Annotated in this window: 17 protein-coding genes; 4 read left to right on the top strand and 13 right to left on the bottom strand. The window is 65.6% G+C overall.

The genetic code is table 11. From position 1 onward, the window contains the following. Positions 1–9: 9 nt before the first annotated feature. The 4 genes from QTI66_RS14470 to QTI66_RS14455 all read right to left on the bottom strand — a co-directional run bounded on the left by QTI66_RS14470 (position 10) and on the right by QTI66_RS14455 (position 4,739). Positions 10–2,424: an aerobic carbon-monoxide dehydrogenase large subunit gene (locus QTI66_RS14470; RefSeq protein WP_286560453.1), complete on the bottom strand. Its 2,415-nt coding sequence runs from the start codon at positions 2,422–2,424 to the stop codon at positions 10–12. Further along, positions 2,421–2,912, bottom strand: coding sequence for a (2Fe-2S)-binding protein (locus tag QTI66_RS14465; protein WP_286560452.1), 492 nt, complete (start codon positions 2,910–2,912; stop codon positions 2,421–2,423). Before QTI66_RS14465 ends, QTI66_RS14470 begins: the two co-directional genes overlap by 4 nt. A 24-nt stretch (positions 2,913–2,936) precedes the next feature. After that, positions 2,937–3,800, bottom strand: a complete 864-nt coding sequence (locus QTI66_RS14460; protein ID WP_286560450.1) for an FAD binding domain-containing protein — start codon at positions 3,798–3,800, stop codon at positions 2,937–2,939. 180 nt (positions 3,801–3,980) lie between these two features. Continuing rightward, positions 3,981–4,739 (bottom strand): PAS domain-containing transcriptional regulator, encoded by a 759-nt coding sequence (locus tag QTI66_RS14455; protein ID WP_286560449.1) that lies wholly within the window; start codon positions 4,737–4,739, stop codon positions 3,981–3,983. Between the two features lie 103 nt (positions 4,740–4,842). On the opposite strand from QTI66_RS14455, the gene ylqF reads away from it, so the two are divergent. Further along, positions 4,843–5,799 (top strand): ribosome biogenesis GTPase YlqF, encoded by a 957-nt coding sequence (gene ylqF / locus QTI66_RS14450; protein ID WP_286560448.1) that lies wholly within the window; start codon positions 4,843–4,845, stop codon positions 5,797–5,799. Between the two features lies 1 nt (position 5,800). On the opposite strand, the gene QTI66_RS14445 is transcribed toward ylqF, so the two are convergent. Continuing rightward, a complete protein-coding gene (locus tag QTI66_RS14445) occupies positions 5,801–6,649 on the bottom strand; it encodes a restriction endonuclease (protein WP_286560447.1) in 849 nt (282 codons plus the stop codon). A gap of 167 nt (positions 6,650–6,816) precedes the next feature. Between QTI66_RS14445 and QTI66_RS14440 the strand changes: the two genes are divergently transcribed. After that, on the top strand, positions 6,817–7,755 hold the full coding sequence (locus QTI66_RS14440) for a M14 family metallopeptidase (RefSeq protein ID WP_286560446.1): 939 nt from the start codon (positions 6,817–6,819) through the stop codon (positions 7,753–7,755). Between the two features lie 18 nt (positions 7,756–7,773). Here QTI66_RS14440 and QTI66_RS14435 read toward each other — a convergent pair whose 3' ends face one another. The 4 genes from QTI66_RS14435 to QTI66_RS14420 all read right to left on the bottom strand — a co-directional run bounded on the left by QTI66_RS14435 (position 7,774) and on the right by QTI66_RS14420 (position 11,847). Next, positions 7,774–8,718, bottom strand: a complete 945-nt coding sequence (locus QTI66_RS14435; protein ID WP_286560445.1) for a restriction endonuclease — start codon at positions 8,716–8,718, stop codon at positions 7,774–7,776. A gap of 79 nt (positions 8,719–8,797) precedes the next feature. Continuing rightward, on the bottom strand, positions 8,798–9,679 hold the full coding sequence (locus QTI66_RS14430) for a M23 family metallopeptidase (protein WP_286560444.1): 882 nt from the start codon (positions 9,677–9,679) through the stop codon (positions 8,798–8,800). Between the two features lie 39 nt (positions 9,680–9,718). Continuing rightward, the gene (locus tag QTI66_RS14425) at positions 9,719–10,009 is read right to left on the bottom strand and encodes a nucleotidyltransferase family protein (RefSeq protein ID WP_286560443.1); all 291 of its coding nucleotides are present in this window, start codon (positions 10,007–10,009) and stop codon (positions 9,719–9,721) included. A gap of 35 nt (positions 10,010–10,044) precedes the next feature. Continuing rightward, the gene (locus tag QTI66_RS14420; protein ID WP_286560442.1) at positions 10,045–11,847 is read right to left on the bottom strand and encodes a glutamine--tRNA ligase/YqeY domain fusion protein; all 1,803 of its coding nucleotides are present in this window, start codon (positions 11,845–11,847) and stop codon (positions 10,045–10,047) included. Between the two features lie 136 nt (positions 11,848–11,983). Between QTI66_RS14420 and QTI66_RS14415 the strand changes: the two genes are divergently transcribed. Continuing rightward, complete coding sequence (locus tag QTI66_RS14415; protein WP_286560441.1) at positions 11,984–12,319, top strand: hypothetical protein; 336 nt, start codon at positions 11,984–11,986, stop codon at positions 12,317–12,319. A 131-nt stretch (positions 12,320–12,450) separates the two neighbouring features. Beyond that, entirely contained in the window at positions 12,451–12,858 is a 408-nt protein-coding gene (locus QTI66_RS14410; RefSeq protein WP_286560440.1) for a hypothetical protein, read from the top strand. 6 nt (positions 12,859–12,864) lie between these two features. Here QTI66_RS14410 and QTI66_RS14405 read toward each other — a convergent pair whose 3' ends face one another. From QTI66_RS14405 to QTI66_RS14390, 4 genes are read right to left on the bottom strand one after another with little or no spacing between them, the layout of a single operon-like run. Beyond that, on the bottom strand, positions 12,865–13,716 hold the full coding sequence (locus QTI66_RS14405; RefSeq protein WP_286560439.1) for a LytR/AlgR family response regulator transcription factor: 852 nt from the start codon (positions 13,714–13,716) through the stop codon (positions 12,865–12,867). Further along, positions 13,713–14,765 carry a sensor histidine kinase gene (locus QTI66_RS14400; RefSeq protein ID WP_286560438.1) on the bottom strand — a complete coding sequence of 351 codons (1,053 nt, stop codon included), beginning with the start codon at positions 14,763–14,765 and terminating at the stop codon, positions 13,713–13,715. Before QTI66_RS14400 ends, QTI66_RS14405 begins: the two co-directional genes overlap by 4 nt. A 59-nt stretch (positions 14,766–14,824) precedes the next feature. After that, positions 14,825–15,118, bottom strand: a complete 294-nt coding sequence (locus tag QTI66_RS14395) for a 2TM domain-containing protein (protein WP_286560437.1) — start codon at positions 15,116–15,118, stop codon at positions 14,825–14,827. 31 nt (positions 15,119–15,149) lie between these two features. Then, positions 15,150–15,791, bottom strand: a complete 642-nt coding sequence (locus tag QTI66_RS14390) for a DUF6622 family protein (RefSeq protein ID WP_286560436.1) — start codon at positions 15,789–15,791, stop codon at positions 15,150–15,152. Positions 15,792–15,906: the final 115 nt, after the last annotated feature.

Here is a 15,906-nt window from a genome sequence, read left to right as displayed (position 1 = left end):
GGTCCTGCGTCAGAGCGCGACGCCGCTCGCTTTCAACTGTTGCCACACGCGGTAAGCGCTGTGCGGCATCACCATGTGCTTCACGCCCAGGTGCGCAAAAGCATCGACCACCGCGGACGTGAAGGTCGGAATGGAGCCGACGTGCGGCGATTCGGCCACGCCCTTCGCACCGATGGGGTGGTGCGGCGACGGCGTCACCGTGTGGTCGGTTTCCCACTTCGGCGTTTCGACGGCCGTGGGCAGGAAGTAGTCCATCAGCGTGTTGCCCATCAGGTTGCCCTGCGCATCGAAAGGCATCTGCTGGCCCATGGCGACCGCGTAGCCTTCAGTCAGGCCGCCGTGGATCTGGCCTTCGATGATCATCGGGTTGATGCGCGTGCCGCAGTCGTCCAGCGCGTAGAAGCGCCGCACCTTCGTCTCGCCCGTGCCGCGGTCGATGTCGACCACGCACAGGTAGATGCCGAAGGGGTAGGTGAAGTTCGGCGGGTCGTAGTAGTGCACCGCTTCGAGGCCGGGCTCCAGGCCCGGCGGCGCCTGGTGGTAGGCGGCCCAGCAGATGTCCTTCATCGTCTTGAACTTCGCATCGTCGCCTTTGACCTTGAAGCGGTCGATCTCCCAGTCCAGATCGTTCTCGCCGACTTCCAGCAGATGCGCCGCGATCTTGTGTGCCTTGGCGTGGATCTTCCGCGCGGCCAGTGCGATGGCCGCGCCTGCGACAGGCGTGGAGCGCGAGCCATAGGTGCCCAAGCCATAAGGCGCGGTGCTGGTGTCGCCTTCTTCCACCTGGATCACTTCCGAAGGAATGCCCAGTTCGGTGGCGATGATCTGCGCGTACGTGGTCTGGTGGCCTTGGCCCTGCGTGATCGTGCCCATGCGGGCAATGGCGCTGCCTGTGGGATGCACGCGGATTTCGCAGCTGTCGAACATGCCGACGCCCAGGATGTCGCACATCTTGCTCGGCCCGGCGCCGACCACTTCGGTAAAGGAGACGAGTCCGATGCCCATCAAGGTCGGGCTGTCCGGGTCGGCGCGCTTAAGGGCTTGCTCGGCGCGCAGGCCCTTGTAGTCGCACGCGTCGAGCACCTTCTGCAAGGCCGTGTGATAGTCCCCCGAGTCGTACTCGAAGCCGAAGGGCGAGGTGTAGGGGAACTGCTCCTTGCGGATGAAGTTCTTCGCGCGGATCTCGGCCTTGTCCATGCCCAACTGCTGCGCAAGGATGTCGACCATGCGCTCGACAAGGTACACCGCCTCGGTCACGCGGAACGAGCAGCGGTACGCCACGCCGCCCGGCGCCTTGTTCGTGTAAACCCCTTTCACGCTGCAGTACGCGGCGGCAATGTCGTAGGAGCCCGAGCAGATGTGGAACAGGCCTGCCGGGTACTTGGTCGGATCGGCGCAGGCATCGAAGGCGCCGTGGTCCGCCACCACATTCACGCGCAGGCCGAGGATCCTGCCGTCCTGCGTCGCGGCGATCTCGCCGTCCATGTGATAGTCCCGCGCAAAGGCCGTGCTCGAGATGTTCTCGATGCGGTCCTCGATCCACTTCACCGGCCGGCCCAGCACGATGCTCGCGACGATCGCGCAGACATAGCCCGGATACACGCCCACCTTGTTGCCGAAGCCCCCTCCGATGTCCGGCGAGACGATGCGCACCTTCGATTCCGGAATGCCCGACAGCAGCGAGACGACCGTTCGCACCACGTGCGGCGCCTGCGAGGTCATGTAGGTCACCAGTTCGCCGCGAACCGGATCGAAGGAAGCCACGCAGCCGCAGGTTTCCAGCGGGCACGGATGCACGCGCGGATAGAAGATGCGCTCTTTCACGGTGACCGGCGCCGACGCAAAGGCCGCGTCGGTTGCCGCCTTGTCGCCCGCATCCCAGGTGAAGATGTGGTTGTGATGCTCGCGCTTGCCGTGCACGCCTTCGGTCTTGCCGGCGAGGTCTTCACGCAGCACGGGCGCGCCGGCCTCCAGCGCCTTGAAGGGGTCGATGACGACGGGCAGTTCCTCGTATTCGACAAGCACCGCTTCCACGCCGTCGGCCGCCGCGTAGCGGTCTTCGGCGATGACGACCGCCACTTCCTGCATCTGGAAGTGCACCTTTTCGTCGGCCAGCACGGCAGCGACGTCGCCCGCCAGCGTTGGCATCCAGTGCAGCTTGAGGGGCTTGAGGTCGTCGGCCGTGAGAACGGCGAGCACGCCCGGCACTTTCAGCGCTTCGCTCTTGTCGATCTTCGTGATGCGTGCATGCGCGAGCGGCGAGCGCACGATGGCCATGTGCACCATGCCCGGCAGCTTGATGTCGTCGACATAGTTGCCCTTGCCCTGGATGAAGCGCGCGTCTTCCTTGCGCAGGCGGCTGTCGCCCAAGCCCTGCAGCGCGGCGCTGCGTTCGAGCAGTGCGGGATCGATGGGGGCGTTCATGCGGCCTCCTTCTGCGTCTCTTGCAGTTTGGCAGCGGCGTGGAGAACCGCCTTGACGATGTTCTGGTAACCCGTGCAACGGCACAGGTTTCCGCTCATGCCATGGCGCACCTCGTCTTCGCTGGGGTTCGGGTTCTCCTGCAGGAAGCGGTAGGCGCGCATCAGCATGCCGGGCGTGCAGAAGCCGCATTGCAAGCCGTGTTCCTTGTAGAAGCCCTCTTGCACCGCGTGCAGCAGCGGGCCCTTGGCGAGGCCTTCGACGGTCATCACCTCGGCGCCGTTGCACTGCACCGCAAGGTGCGTGCAGCTCTTGACCGAAGCGCCGTCGATGTCGACGGTGCACGCGCCGCAATGGCTGGTCTCGCAGCCGATGTGGGCGCCGGTGAGCATGCATTCCTCGCGCAGGAAATGCACGAGCAGCATGCGCGGCTCGACGGCCTTTTCATACGCCTTGCCGTTGACCTTGACGGTGATGAATGACTTGCTCATGGGGGGCTGTCTCCGCTTCTTTATTCAGTTGCAGCGCGATGCCGCTTTGGCGATGGCGCGCTTGACCATCTGGCCGGCCATCGCGGTCTTGTATTCGCGGTCGCCGCGCAGGTCTTCGGCCGGGTCGCAGGCGGCGCTGGCTTTGGCGGCAGCGTCGGCGATGGCGGCATCGTCCAGCGGCTTGCCCATCAGCGCGGCTTCTGCATCGGTCGCACGCAGCGCGGTGGGCGCGAGGTTGGTCAGTGCAATGCGCACGTGGCTCACGGCGCCGTTGTCGATGCGCAGCACGACGGCGGCCGCGGCGGTCGCGAAGTCGCCCGTCTTGCGCTTGAGCTTCTCGTAGGCCCAGCCGGTGCCTTTGGCGAAGGCGGGCACGCGGATCTCGGCAAGGATTTCGTCCTCGGCCGCTTCCGTCATGTAGGTGCCGTGGAAGAAAGCGTCGGCCTTCACCTGGCGCTCGCCCTTCGGCCCGTGCAGCACGAAGACGGCGTCCAGCGCCATCGCGATCGCGGGGTGGTCGTTGGCGGGATCGCCGTGCGCAATGTCGCCGCCGATTGTGCCGCGGTTGCGCACCTGCGGGTCGGCGATCTGCCGCGCGGCTTCAGGCAGCAGGGGCACCCTGGCCTGCAGCAGCGTGGAGCGGATGATCTCGTTCTCGACGGTCATCGCGCCGATGCAGATGGTGTCGCCTTCCTCGCGGATGCCGCGCAGTTCGGCAATGCCGTTGAGGTCGATCAGGTGCGCCGGCTGCGCGAAGCGCAACTTCATCATCGGCAGCAGGCTGTGGCCGCCAGCCAGCAGCTTGGCGTCGCCGCCGTACTGGCCCAGCATGCCGATGGCGTCCGCGACCGAACGCGGCGCGTGATAGTCGAATGCGGCTGGAATCATCGTGCTGTCTCCTCGTTCTTGCGCCGCCACGCGTCGTCGACGGGGCTGCTGCAAGCCGAAGCTAGCGCTGCATCGATGCGTCATGAAACGCGTTGCACGAACGGCGCACGGACGCGCACGAAATGCGGCAGCGCGTGCATGAATGGCGAGCGCTGAAAGCGGCTCGCGGGTTATCCCGGATCAGCTTCTGGCGAGGTCAGGCTCGGTGATGCCCAGCCGCTCCATCAGCAGCTGCACGCTGGTGCGTGCCACCGGCAGGGCGGTGCTTTCGCCGCGCAGCTTGAGGCCGACCTTGCCTTCCTCGCGGATGATCTGCTCGGCGTAGTCCAGGTTGGCGAGGTAGCTGCGGTGGATGCGCATGAAGGACGCGCCGTCGAGCCGGTCGGCCAGGTCGCTCATGTTCAGGTTGCAGAAGCTCGAACCCTGCGCAGTGCTCACCCAGGTGTAGTGCCCTTCGGAGCGGATGAAGGTCACTTGCTCCACGTCCACCAGCACGATGCGGTTTTGCGACACGGTCGGGATCTTGTGGAGTTGGCGCTTGCTCTGCAATTTCGGCACCACGAGTTCGTCGCCACTCACCAGTTCGGTGATGTCATAGAAGATGAGCGTGTAGCCGGCCGTGTCGCCGCGCATGTCCGACAGCTTGGTCACCTTGATGAGCAGCACCCGCTCGGGGATGTTGATGATCATCGTCATCGGCGGCGGATTGCTCACCGGGCACTCGGCCTGGTCGAGCAGGAACTTCACCTTGGGCTGCGAGCGCTCCGGATGGAAGGACAACACCATCTTCTCGAAGGGCTGCTTGTCTTCCACAGGCAGCACGCGGCGCGCAAAGCTGTTCATGGACGCGACCTTGAGATCGCTGTCGAGCTGCACCACGCCGACGTCCGAGCGTTCGAGCAGGTACAAGGGACTGCGGCTCTGAAATCGGTTGTCCAAGATGATGCCTCTTGTTCATCCAGGTGGGTGCTGCATTCTGGCGCTTGCAGCCGGCTGTCACAATGCGGGCCCGCCCAACACCACGCAAAGAGATCAGATCGCCATGGCCATCCAGTGGTTCCCCGGTCACATGCATGTGACGAAGAAGGCCATCGCCGAGCGCATCGTCGACATCGACGTCGTCATCGAACTGCTCGACGCGCGGCTGCCCGGATCGAGTGCCAACCCCATGCTGCAGGCGCTTACCGGCCACAAGCCGGGCTTGAAGGTGCTCAACAAGCAGGACCTTGCCGACCCTGCCGTCACCGGGCGCTGGCTCGCGCACTACAACGCTTTGCCCGACACGCGCGCCATCGGCCTCGACGCGAGCGAGAGCGCGCCGGCGCAGCAACTGGTCAAGGCCTGCCATGAACTGTCGCCCAACCGCGGCGGCATGGCCAAGCCGATGCGCGTGCTCATCTGCGGCGTGCCGAACGTTGGCAAGTCCACACTCATCAACACGCTCAAGGGGCAGCGCAAGGCCAAGACGGGCGACGAGGCGGGCATCACGCGGCTTGAACAGCGCATCGTGCTCGCCGACGACTTCTATCTCTGGGACACGCCCGGCATGCTGTGGCCTCGCATCGTCGTGGACAAGAGCGGCTACAACCTGGCCGCCAGCGGTGCCGTCGGGCGCAATGCCTACGACGAGGAAGAGGTGGCGCTCGAACTGCTCGACTACCTGCGCCAGCACTATGCCGAGCAGGTCGAGGCCCGCTTCAAGCTCGACGAGTCGATTGCGCAGATGCGCGACGAGGAAGTGCTCGAAGCCATTGGCCGCAAGCGCGGCGCGTTGCTGGGTAAGGGCCGCGTCAACCTGCAGAAGGCGGCCGAGATCGTGATGAACGAATTTCGCAGCGGCAACCTCGGCCGCGTCACGCTCGAAACCCCGGAAGAGTTCGCGCAATGGCTTGCCGCCGGGCAGGCCGCCGACGCCGCGCGGCAGGCGAAGAAAGATGCGCGCAAGAACAAGAAGAAGGGCAGTGCGGCGCCCGATGCCGCGGACGAGCCGCAGGACTGACTCAGGCCTTCACGGCCACCGGCGCGTAGGCAATGTCGAGCAGCGCGTCCTGCTGCTCCTGCGTGCGATGGGCGATCAGCTTGAGCAGCGTGGCGCCGTCCTGCATCTGGATGCCGTTGGCCTTGGCGAACTCCACCGCGTCCGGCGCGAAGCCCGAACTGGTGACGTAGGTTCCGTGCTGCAGGCCCTGCGACGTCATCACGCCCAGGAAGTCGCGCAACTCCTTCACGTTGACCGGCTGGCCTTCCCAATGGCGGCAACGCACGATGCGCGGCGCGGGCATGTGCCGCGACTGCAGCCAGATGTCGACGCCGCCATCCGCGCCATGGCCCTGGCTGCTGGTAGCAAAGCCCGCCTGCGCAAAGAAGGCCTGGCACACGGCCTCGAAATTACGCCAGTCGATGTGCTTGAAAACGCGCGGGCTCCACGAGGTCTCGCGCGCCGCAGTGGCGCCTTCGCCTTCTTTTTCCGCTTCGTAGACGGCGATCGTGTCGATGAACATCGGCTCTACTTCGGCCACGCCGCGATCGCCCCGCCCGATGCCCAAGGCCTGCAGCACCGACGGCCGGGTCATGCCGAATGGCGGGTCTTCAGGCTCTGAAGCCTCGTTCGCAGGCGATGGCGGGCGGTACATCAGCATCTGCGCCACGACGAACAGCACCCCGATTCCCAGGGCCAGCCATCCGAAAGGGCGCAGGCCCACGGCCAGGGGCGACTGGTCTGCGCCATTGGGCAGCAGCGGGGGCACCAGCAGGATGGCAAGGCCCACGGCGGCGCTGATCCAGGCCTTTTCGCTGGTACCACTGAACATGCCTTTGCGCCCGAACCGCGCTCGGTCAGAGTTGCTCATGGTCGCCTCGCAGCTGTAACCAAAAGTTGTAGGTAAAGCGGAGTGTACGCGTTTGGTGACAAATTCCACACAATTTCAACGCGGTCATTTCGCTATGAAAAACGTAGCAAAAACCGCCTCTGGTACGCTGACTCTCAATTCACCCCAGCAGGACAAGAGTCAAGGATATGTCTGATCTTCTGCCGCCGCTCGAAGTCCTTCCCCGCGACATTTCGGCGTATCGAAAGGGCAACACTGGCGTGGACTACGTCCACCGCTTCGAGTCGGGCCAGCCGGGGCCACACGTGCTCATCAATGCGCTCACCCACGGCAACGAGATCTGCGGCATGGTGGCGGCCACGCACCTGCTCGACACGGGTGTTCGACCGAAGATCGGCACGCTCACGGTGAGCTTTGCCCACGTGGAGGCCTACAACGCCTTCGACGCAAAGCAGCCGCACGAGAACCGGCAGATCGTCCACAACCTCAATCGCATCTGGTCCGACGACTGGCTCGACGGCCCGGAAAACAGCCCGGAACTGCAGCGTGCCCGCGAGTTGCGGCCGGTGGTGGCCGCCGCGGACCACATCCTGGACATCCACTCCACCAGCCAGCCCGTGGATCCTTTCTGGGTCTATCCCGCGTTTGCGCGCAATACCAAGGTGGCGATGGCCATCGGGCGGCCGTCGATCCATCTGGTGATGCCCAAGGGGCTGGGTTCGGGCACGCCGCTCATCCAGCACGGGCGGCACGGCGAAGACGCCGGTACGGCAGGGGCGGCGCTGGTCGTGGAATGCGGACAACACTTCCTGAAGTCCGCCGCCGACATGGCCACGCGGGTGAGCCTGGACTTCCTGGCACACTTCGGCCTCGTCGATCGCGACCCGGCCGCGCCGGCGCCGCCGCGCCAGCGCCGCTTCGAGTTGCTGGAGACGCGCATGATCAAGACCAAGAGCTTTCGCTTCGTGAAGCCCTTTGTCGGCTTCGAGGTGTTCTCGGAGGGCGAACTCATCGCCACCGACGGCGAGGACGAGATCCGCGCGCCCTGCGACCACTGCACGATCCTGATGCCCGCGCGCCTGCCCATCGTCGGACGCGAGGCGGTGTACCTGTCGCGGCCGATCTGAAGCGCTGCCTCCGGGCGCCTACGCGGCCGGGTCCTTCGTCTTGGGAATTGCCTTGCCGCGGCAGCTGGGATAGTTCGCGCAGCCCCAGAAGGCCTTCCTGCCCAGGCTGGCGCTGCGTTCCACCATCTTCACGCCGCAGCTCGCGCAGGTGGGGCGCCAGTATTCACCCTCGTAGGCCACGTCCAGCAGCGCTTTCTGCTGTTCGGGCGTGCGTTGCCCGATCAGCTTGAGCAAGGCGGCGCCGTCCTGCGTCTGGATGCGATTGGACTTGGCGAAGGCGGCGGCTTCGGCGGTGAAGGTCGAACTCGTCACGTAAGTGCCGTGCTTGAGCTGATGGGCAGCCATCACGCCGCGGAATTCGCGCAGTTCCTTCACGCCGACCGGCTTGGTCTTCCAGTGCTTGCACTGGACGATGCGCGGTTCGGGCATGTGCCTGGACTTCAGCCAGATGTCGACGCCGCCATCCGCGCCGTGCGACTGGGTGCGCGTTTCCAGGCCCACCTGGGCGTAAAACGCCTCGCACAGCGCTTCGAAGCGGCGCCATTCGATGGCGGCGAAGACGGCGGGGCTCCAGTGGTCTTCACGCCAATGCGCCATTGATTCTTCCGGCGCAAATGTGGATTCGAGCCCGGTGATCGTCAGCGGCGCGATGCCCGTCGCGTCCGGCGGCGAGGGTGTGCGATTCACGGTCTTGGGAACGAAAACCGGTGTCTGCACCGCGATCGGCACCTTGCGCCGCCCGGTAAAGAAATGCATGCCCAGCAGGAAGGTGCCCACGGCCAATGCTCCCCAGCCCGCCGGCCGGAGCGCCGGCACCATGGCGGCGGCCACCGGCCCTTGCAGGAAGGCTGGCGCGACCGTGAGCATTCCCACGCCCGCGGCGACGGCCGCCACACCCGTGCCCGCGAGTTCGCGACGGCCACGTTCTGCGCGCTGCTCTTTTCTGGTTTGTCGTCTGGTCATCGTTGCGTAGAGAAAGATGAATGCGCGCGGGCGATGCCACCCGCACGGTGAATGGAACCGGAAAGTTCGGCGATGCGCGTCACGCGGCGATGAAGAGCGCGGGATCGACCATCGCGCGGTTGAGGCTGACCGACCAGTGCAGGTGCGGCCCCGTCACGCGCCCCGTGGCGCCGACGGCGCCCAGGCGTTCGCCCGCACGCAGCATGTCGCCCGCCTGCACGTCGATGGCGCTCAGGTGGCAGTACATGGTGAGCAAGCCGCCCCCGTGGTCGAGCCACACCGTGTTGCCGTTGAAGAAATAGTCGCCGGTATCGATCACGCGCCCCGGCAGCGGCGCCAGCACCGGTGTGCCCGTGCCGGCCGCGATGTCCATGCCGCTGTGCGGATTGCGCGACTGGCCATTGAACACGCGGCGCAGGCCGAAGGAACTGGAGCGGCGGCCGGGCACGGGAACCTGCATGCGCAGGTCTTGCGGGAACGGATCGGTGAAGGTTGCCGCCACGGTGGCCAGGTGCTTGCGTTCGCGCTCGTAGCGGGCCTCGTCTGCTGCGGACAGGTTGACGGTTCCGGGCGCGACCTTCAAGCGCTGCTCGCTGTATTTTTTCGGCGCGATCTCGTAGCGGACCTGCCGCGTGGGGCTGCCGTCGGCCGGTTGCACGGTGATGCCAGCCTCGCCCGGCGGGGCCGCCAGGGGAATGCCGACGAGCGCCATCCATTCGATCGTGTCGCCGGTCACCAGCACCGGCACGTCGCCGGCCCGCGCTACGGGCCGCGCAGCCGCCGGGCCAAGCGACAGGCGCGCGATGCCGCCGGGCACTTGCAAGCTGTGCGGCCAGGCATCGGGCGACGAAACAGGAGCGGGCGCCTTCGCAGGCTTGGCGCCCATCGCGGGCAGCGCGAGGAAACCCAGCGTGCCCCCAATGGCCGATCGCCGGTCGATGGTTAAACGCTCAACGGACATATTCCAGATCGTCCGCCACCCTCTGCGGCTCGCCTCGACTCATAAGGTAATGGCCTCTTGCAGCACCCGTTTGCGAAACCGGACTGGCAAACCATCAGGCGTCAGAACGTCCACTTCGAGGCCGAGCAAGTCCTTCAGCTCATATCGAATGGCGCCGATGTCGAGCAGCGTGGTTTGCGCGGTCGGCTCAACCAGCAGATCGAGATCGCTGTCAGGTCCATCCTCGCCCCGCGAAGCGGAGCCGAACACGCGTACGCCCGTCACGCGATGGCTCAGCGCAATCTCGCGGATTCGGGCACGGTGCAGTGACAGGGCTTCGGATGGGCGCATGGGCGGAGTTTAGGGGCGTTCCGGCTTGATCGCGATCACTTGCCCCAACTGTCCCGCATCCCCGCAGCACGGTTGAACACGCGCGTGCCATCGGCTGCCGATTTCGAATCCAGCACGAAGTAGCCATGTCGCTCGAACTGATAGCCCGCACCGGCTTCTGCCTTGCCCAGCGCAGGCTCGACATACGCCGTGCACGTCACCAGGCTGTCGCGATTGAGTTCATCGACCAGTTCACCACCGCCCGGGTTCGGCGCCGCAAACAGCCGCTCGTACAAGCGCACTTCCGCCTGCAACGCATCCGCAGCCGCCACCCAGGTGATGTTGCCCTTGACCTTGATCGCGTCCGCGCCGGGCGTGCCGCTCTTGGTGTCGGGCACCAGCCTGGCCTGCACTTCGACCAGCTTGCCATTTGCATCGCGCGTGCCGCCGGTGCATTCGATCACGTGGCCGTACTTCAGGCGGACCTTGTTGCCAGGAAACAGGCGGAAGAAACCCTTGGGCTGAACGTCCTCGTAGTCCGTGCGCTCGATCCACACTTCGCGGCCGAGCTTGAAGTCGCGGCGGCCCATCTCCGGGTGATGTGGATGCACGGGCGCGGAACAGTCGTCGAACACATCGTCGCCGCCCATGAGTTCGGCCCAGTTCGCGATGACCAGCTTGACCGGATCCAGCACCGCCATCGCCCTCGGTGCGATGGGGTCCAGCGTGTCGCGCAGGGCGGCTTCGAGGCTGGCGTAGTCGATCCAGCCGCCGACTTTGGTGACGCCCGAGCGTTCGCAGAACAGCTTGAGCGCATCCGGCGTGTAGCCGCGCCGGCGCAGGCCCGCGAGCGTGGGCATGCGCGGATCGTCCCAGCCGTCGACGTGGCCCTCTTCGACGAGCTGGCGCAGCTTGCGCTTGCTGGTCACGACGTGCGTGACGTTCAGGCGCGCGAATTCGTATTGCCGCGGGTGCGGGCTCGCGATCAGTCCGCCTTCGGCCAGGCGGTCGAGCAGCCAGTCGTAGAAGGGGCGTTGGTCTTCGAACTCGAGCGTGCAGATGCTGTGGGTGATCTGCTCCAGCGCATCCTCGATGGGGTGCGCGTAGGTGTACATCGGGTAGATGCACCACTTGTCGCCGGTGTTGTGGTGCGTGGCGCGGCGAATGCGATACAGCGCCGGGTCGCGCAGGTTGATGTTGGGGCTGGCCAGGTCGATCTTGGCGCGCAGCACGGCGGCGCCGTCGTCGAGCTTGCCGTCGCGCATTTCGCGAAAGCGCGCCAGGTTTTCTTCGGGCGCGCGGGCACGGAAGGGGCTGGCGGTACCGGGCGTGTTGAAGTCGCCGCGGTTGGCGCGCATTTCCTCAGGGCTCTGTTCGTCGACGTAGGCCAGGCCGGCGCCGATCAGGTATTCGGCGGCGCTGTACATGAAGTCGAAGTAGTCGCTGGCGAAGTACTCGTGCTTTTGCCGCTCGCCCAGGTGCGTGGGGTCGTCGGCCAGGGCGGTGCCATAGCCCAGCCAGCGCACGTTCTCGCGGATGGCATCGACGTATTCCTGCTCTTCCTTTTCAGGGTTGGTGTCGTCAAAGCGCAGGTGGCACACGCCGTCGTACTGCTCGGCAAGGCTGAAATTCAGCCAGATGCTCTTGGCGTGGCCCAGGTGGAGGTAGCCGTTGGGTTCGGGCGGAAAGCGCACTCGCACCTTGGCGGGATCCTTCATGCCTTGGGCGTGGTGCGCGGCGTCGCCGGGAGTGCCGCCCCACTGGCGGGACGCGTAAGTGCCTGCCTCGAGGTCGCTCTCGATGACGTGTCGCAGGAAATTGCTGGGCTTGACCGGGTCTTTTTCGACGGGAGAATTCATTGGTTCATTCTAGAAGGCCGCGAAAGCTGTTACGTTTAGCAACGTTCTTCACGTTGTAGAGTGCACGGCATTTACGCCTCGCGCGTTCAATGACCACATGGACGGCCAATTTGGTGCCTGTCCCAGGAGATCCGACATGAACTTCAATCGAACATTCTTCAAATGGGCTGGTGCCTCTGTACTGGCCGCTGGCGCACTGGGTGCCGCCGCGACGGCTTCGGCGGGAGTTGGCGTCTCCGTGGGCATCGCGCTTCCGGGTGTGGTGATTGGCGCTCCAGCCCCTGTCTACTACCCGCCGGCCCCGGTGTACTACGCGCCGCCACCGCCGGTGTACTACCGCCCGGCTCCGGTGTACTACGCACCGCCGCCGCCCGTGTATTACCGCCCGGCGCCCGTTTACTACGGCGGACATGGTTATTACCGTCATGGGCACGGCCCCAGGTACTACCGCGGTGACCGCAACTGGCGCTGATTGCCCACTTTTGCCTGACTGCCGAACCGGCTCCCACTTGGGGGCCGGTTTTTTTTGTGGGCGCCGATTCTTCAAAATAGAATGAAAGTATTCATTGCGCTTGCAGGCGCCGCCATCAGGGAGAGAGAAAAATGAGAGTCATCAAGGGATGCGTGGTTGCAGCGGCCATGTGCGCGGCGCCGGGCGCGGTGGTGTCCGCCTTCGCAGCGCCACCGATATGGACCATGCCCGAGACGATCCCGGATGTGATTCCTGGCGTGCGTCCCGCGGCGGTGAGCAAGGCTTTGACCAGTCCGGTCGCGCCTTCGGTCCAGTTCCGGCGAAAAGCACCGCTCTTTTCCCGGGTGGCGCCCACCAATTTCCGGCCCATTCCCGTCGCCATCCAGACGCCAACGTATCTGGACAAATTGACGCCGGCTTCCGCGCCCCGGCTTTCGTACGTCGATGGGGGTGCCGGCGCTTCGCTCGCGGATGCTCCGCGCCATGCGCAGGCGGACTCGAAGTTCTATTACAGCCACGTCCATCGCATGTGGCGCTGAGCGCTCTTACATCGCCCGGAAAAGGTGGGCGTAGAGGCGGCTGACGGGGATTTTTTCGGGGCGCTCGCGCAGTGTGAGGTGCAGCTTGCCGGCCTCGTCGCGATGCACCGATTCCACGGCGTCGCTGCGCACGACCACGGCGCGATGGATCTGCCAGAAGACGTCGGGGTCCAACTGAGGCAATAGTTGCTTGAGCGGCGTACGGATCAGGAATTCCTGCGATGCCGTCAGCACACGAACGTATTTGTCGGCGGCTTCGAAATACAGCACATCCTGCACAGGCACCATGCGCACGGTGTTGCCGCCGGCGTCGCTGGCGGCGATGACCTTGAGCGGCGCTGCGGATGGCCCGTCCCGCAGTTGCGCGGGAGCGGACGCTCCAGCGGTTGCGATGAGTTGTCGCCACTGGGTCAGTGTCTGTTCCAGGGCCTCCGTGGCAGCCGTCGAGGTTGCCGCGCGCGCGGCGGCCTGTGCAGCCAGGGCCTGCTGCACGCGGGCCACCGTCTTTTTCAGGCGCTCGGGTTGCACGGGCTTCATCACGTAGTCGATGGCTTGTGCTTCGAAGGCGCGGGCCGCGTACTCGTCATAGGCGGTGACGAACACCAGCTGCGGCATGGGCGCCTCCTCCGTGGGCCAGCTGTCGGCCAAGTCGATGGCGGCGCTCAGGCCGTCGAGGCCGGGCATGCGGATATCCAGAAAGAGAACCTGTGGCAAAAGGCCAAGGGCCTCGCTCACCGCGCTCAATCCATCACCGACCGCGGCAATGATGGAAAGCTCCGGCCACACAGCCTTCAGCTCGAGCCGAAGGGCCTGCGCGAGGAGGGGCTCGTCTTCGGCAATGAGTGCGGTGGCTTTCATGCGTGCAGGGGAATGTGGATGGTGGCGCGTGTTCCGCCGTTGGGCACGGCGCCCAGGCGCAGCGTGCCGCCCGCACCATACACCGTGGCGAGCCGTTCCCGGATCTGTGCGAGGCCGAAGCTGTCCGCGTCGCTGGGCAAGTCGGCATCGATGCCGACGCCAGTGTCGCAAACCTCGATGCACAGCCCGCCGTTTGATGCCATTTCGTCGCGGCGCGCCCGCACGACGATCTCGCCGCCTTCAACCTTCGGCTCCAGCCCGTGGCGAATGCTGTTCTCAACCAGGGGTTGCAAGAGCAAAGGCGGCACGGGCACGTCGCGCAACTCGGCCGGCAGGTCCAGCGTGTAACGCAGCCGATCGCCCATGCGCACCGACATGAGTTCCAGGTAGTCGCCCAGGCGGTCGAACTCTGCCGACAGCGGATGCGACAGCTTGCGCGAGCCTGAGAGGGTGGAGCGCAGGTAGTTGTTGAGCCGGTCGAGCATGGCGATGGCGCGCGGCGGATCGGTGGCGATCAGCACGCGCAAATTCGCCAGCGTGTTGAACAGCATGTGCGGCTCCAGCTGCGTTTCGAGCAGCTTCAGCCGTGCCTCCGATGCGTCGCGCTCGGCGGCGCTCACGCGGGCGGCGAGTGAGGCGCGATGCCCGCGCGAATAGAAGTAGTAGCTTCCGGCCACGCCGGCCAGCACGGTGATCATCCAGGAGATGCGCTGGTCGCGTCTGGAATCCATGAAGCTGGCGTACGCGTCGCCCATGAACAGGGTGTCGCCAAGCATCGAGCCAAGGAAGGCGCCTGTGGCGATGCCAGCGGTGATCAAGAGGGCGCGGCGCAGCCCCTGCGGCCAACCGCCCGGGTCGTCCGGCTTGCGCATGGCCAATCGACCGAACTCGATCACCGCCCATGTGATGCCGCCGATGCACAGCGAGTAGCCCAGCTGGTTCAGGTAGCCCTTGTTCGGCCAGATGGTCGATGTCATGGCCGCAATGACAAGGCAAAACGCCACGACCTGCAGGCCCCGGCGAGCAACATCGCGCCACTCGATTTTCATGGCCGGATTCTGGACGAAGAAATGCCGGCCATCGCCGGCACTCGCGCCTTTCGATGGACTCACCACGGGTCGCCGTGCGTTCCGGCGAGCCGGGCCCGTTCGCGCTCGACCAGGCGTTCGAAGAATTGACCGCCGGGTGCCAGCAGCCAGACCGCCACGCCGTGCAGCACAAGCCCCAGGCCCCATCCCATCAGGGGAAAGACAGCCCATGAGCGGCCATTCGCGAAGGACAGGGCGATGAGCCCCGCATTGACCACGAGGTAGACCGTGGCGTGGGCAAACCAGCCGAGCTTGGCCCGCGCACGCCGGCGCGCCAGGGATTCGAGTTCGTCGTGCGATGAGGTGTTGCGCATGTCGGATTCTCCTTTGGGCTGAGGTTCGGATTCAGTCGGCCGCGACCGGGCGATAGCCTGCCGCGTCGGCACGGTCGCTGCGAATGGCCAGCTTCCACATGCGCAGCGAGCGCGCCATGAAGATCCCGCTGAAGGCGCCATACAGCGCGCTGATGCCCAGCGCGAAGTTGAACTGGTGCGCCAGCTGCGGATGCATCGCCAGCGTCACGCCCACGGCGTACTTGGTGAAGAAGATGCCCATCATCAGCACCAGCGGCACGGCGGTGCCGGCGACGCGGAAGCTGCGGGTGGCGGCGTCGAAGCGCGTGGTGGGGGGCAGGGGGCGCTGCAGCACGATGGCGACCAGGGCGGCGGCCGCCACGGCCCAGGCGGCCAGCGCAGCGGGCGAATCGCCGAAGGCCGAGATCACGCCGAAGAAGGACAGCGCCGTCATCGCCACCGGCAGGATCGTCACGCGCCCCAGGCCCACGCGGCCGCCGAGCAACTGCTTGGAGCCCAGCCAGAGCAAGACGCCGAAAAGCACGAAAACCCACTTCGGGGTGTGCAGGAAGATCTGGATCAGCATCAGGTACTCCTTGAAAGCGGTGGAAAAGATGTGGCGGAAAGCGATGTGGCGGACTGTGCCGGCCGGCGCACTTGCCTTCCAGCGCGATCCGACGAAATGCAGGAACACGGCGCCAGTTGCAACGTGCGCCGATGAAATGCAGCGGCTTTACCGTTCGTTTACGGGCCGGTTAACAAGGGCGATACGATTCCGGGCTGTACTTCACGGGGCATGCCCAGACTCT

The organism is Variovorax brevis (genome assembly GCF_030317105.1).
In the GTDB taxonomy this organism is placed as follows: domain Bacteria; phylum Pseudomonadota; class Gammaproteobacteria; order Burkholderiales; family Burkholderiaceae_C; genus Variovorax; species Variovorax brevis.
The sequence above is the reverse complement of the archived record's forward strand: the minus strand, read 5'-3'. Positions and strand labels throughout refer to the sequence as shown.

Bases quoted from the DNA above. Each gene is read 5' to 3' on its own strand.
- QTI66_RS14410 (WP_286560440.1), top strand. From the start codon at position 12,451: ATGAGAGTCATCAAGGGATGCGTGGTTGCAGCGGCCATGTGCGCGGCG.
- QTI66_RS14440 (WP_286560446.1), top strand. From the start codon at position 6,817: ATGTCTGATCTTCTGCCGCCGCTCGAAGTCCTTCCCCGCGACATTTCG.
- QTI66_RS14395 (WP_286560437.1), bottom strand. From the start codon at position 15,118: ATGCGCAACACCTCATCGCACGACGAACTCGAATCCCTGGCGCGCCGG.
- QTI66_RS14420 (WP_286560442.1), bottom strand. From the start codon at position 11,847: ATGAATTCTCCCGTCGAAAAAGACCCGGTCAAGCCCAGCAATTTCCTG.
- QTI66_RS14405 (WP_286560439.1), bottom strand. From the start codon at position 13,716: ATGAAAGCCACCGCACTCATTGCCGAAGACGAGCCCCTCCTCGCGCAG.
- QTI66_RS14415 (WP_286560441.1), top strand. From the start codon at position 11,984: ATGAACTTCAATCGAACATTCTTCAAATGGGCTGGTGCCTCTGTACTG.
- QTI66_RS14430 (WP_286560444.1), bottom strand. From the start codon at position 9,679: ATGTCCGTTGAGCGTTTAACCATCGACCGGCGATCGGCCATTGGGGGC.
- QTI66_RS14465 (WP_286560452.1), bottom strand. From the start codon at position 2,912: ATGAGCAAGTCATTCATCACCGTCAAGGTCAACGGCAAGGCGTATGAA.
- QTI66_RS14460 (WP_286560450.1), bottom strand. From the start codon at position 3,800: ATGATTCCAGCCGCATTCGACTATCACGCGCCGCGTTCGGTCGCGGAC.
- QTI66_RS14445 (WP_286560447.1), bottom strand. From the start codon at position 6,649: ATGAGCAACTCTGACCGAGCGCGGTTCGGGCGCAAAGGCATGTTCAGT.
- QTI66_RS14470 (WP_286560453.1), bottom strand. From the start codon at position 2,424: ATGAACGCCCCCATCGATCCCGCACTGCTCGAACGCAGCGCCGCGCTG.
- QTI66_RS14435 (WP_286560445.1), bottom strand. From the start codon at position 8,718: ATGACCAGACGACAAACCAGAAAAGAGCAGCGCGCAGAACGTGGCCGT.
- QTI66_RS14425 (WP_286560443.1), bottom strand. From the start codon at position 10,009: ATGCGCCCATCCGAAGCCCTGTCACTGCACCGTGCCCGAATCCGCGAG.
- QTI66_RS14400 (WP_286560438.1), bottom strand. From the start codon at position 14,765: ATGAAAATCGAGTGGCGCGATGTTGCTCGCCGGGGCCTGCAGGTCGTG.
- ylqF (WP_286560448.1), top strand. From the start codon at position 4,843: ATGGCCATCCAGTGGTTCCCCGGTCACATGCATGTGACGAAGAAGGCC.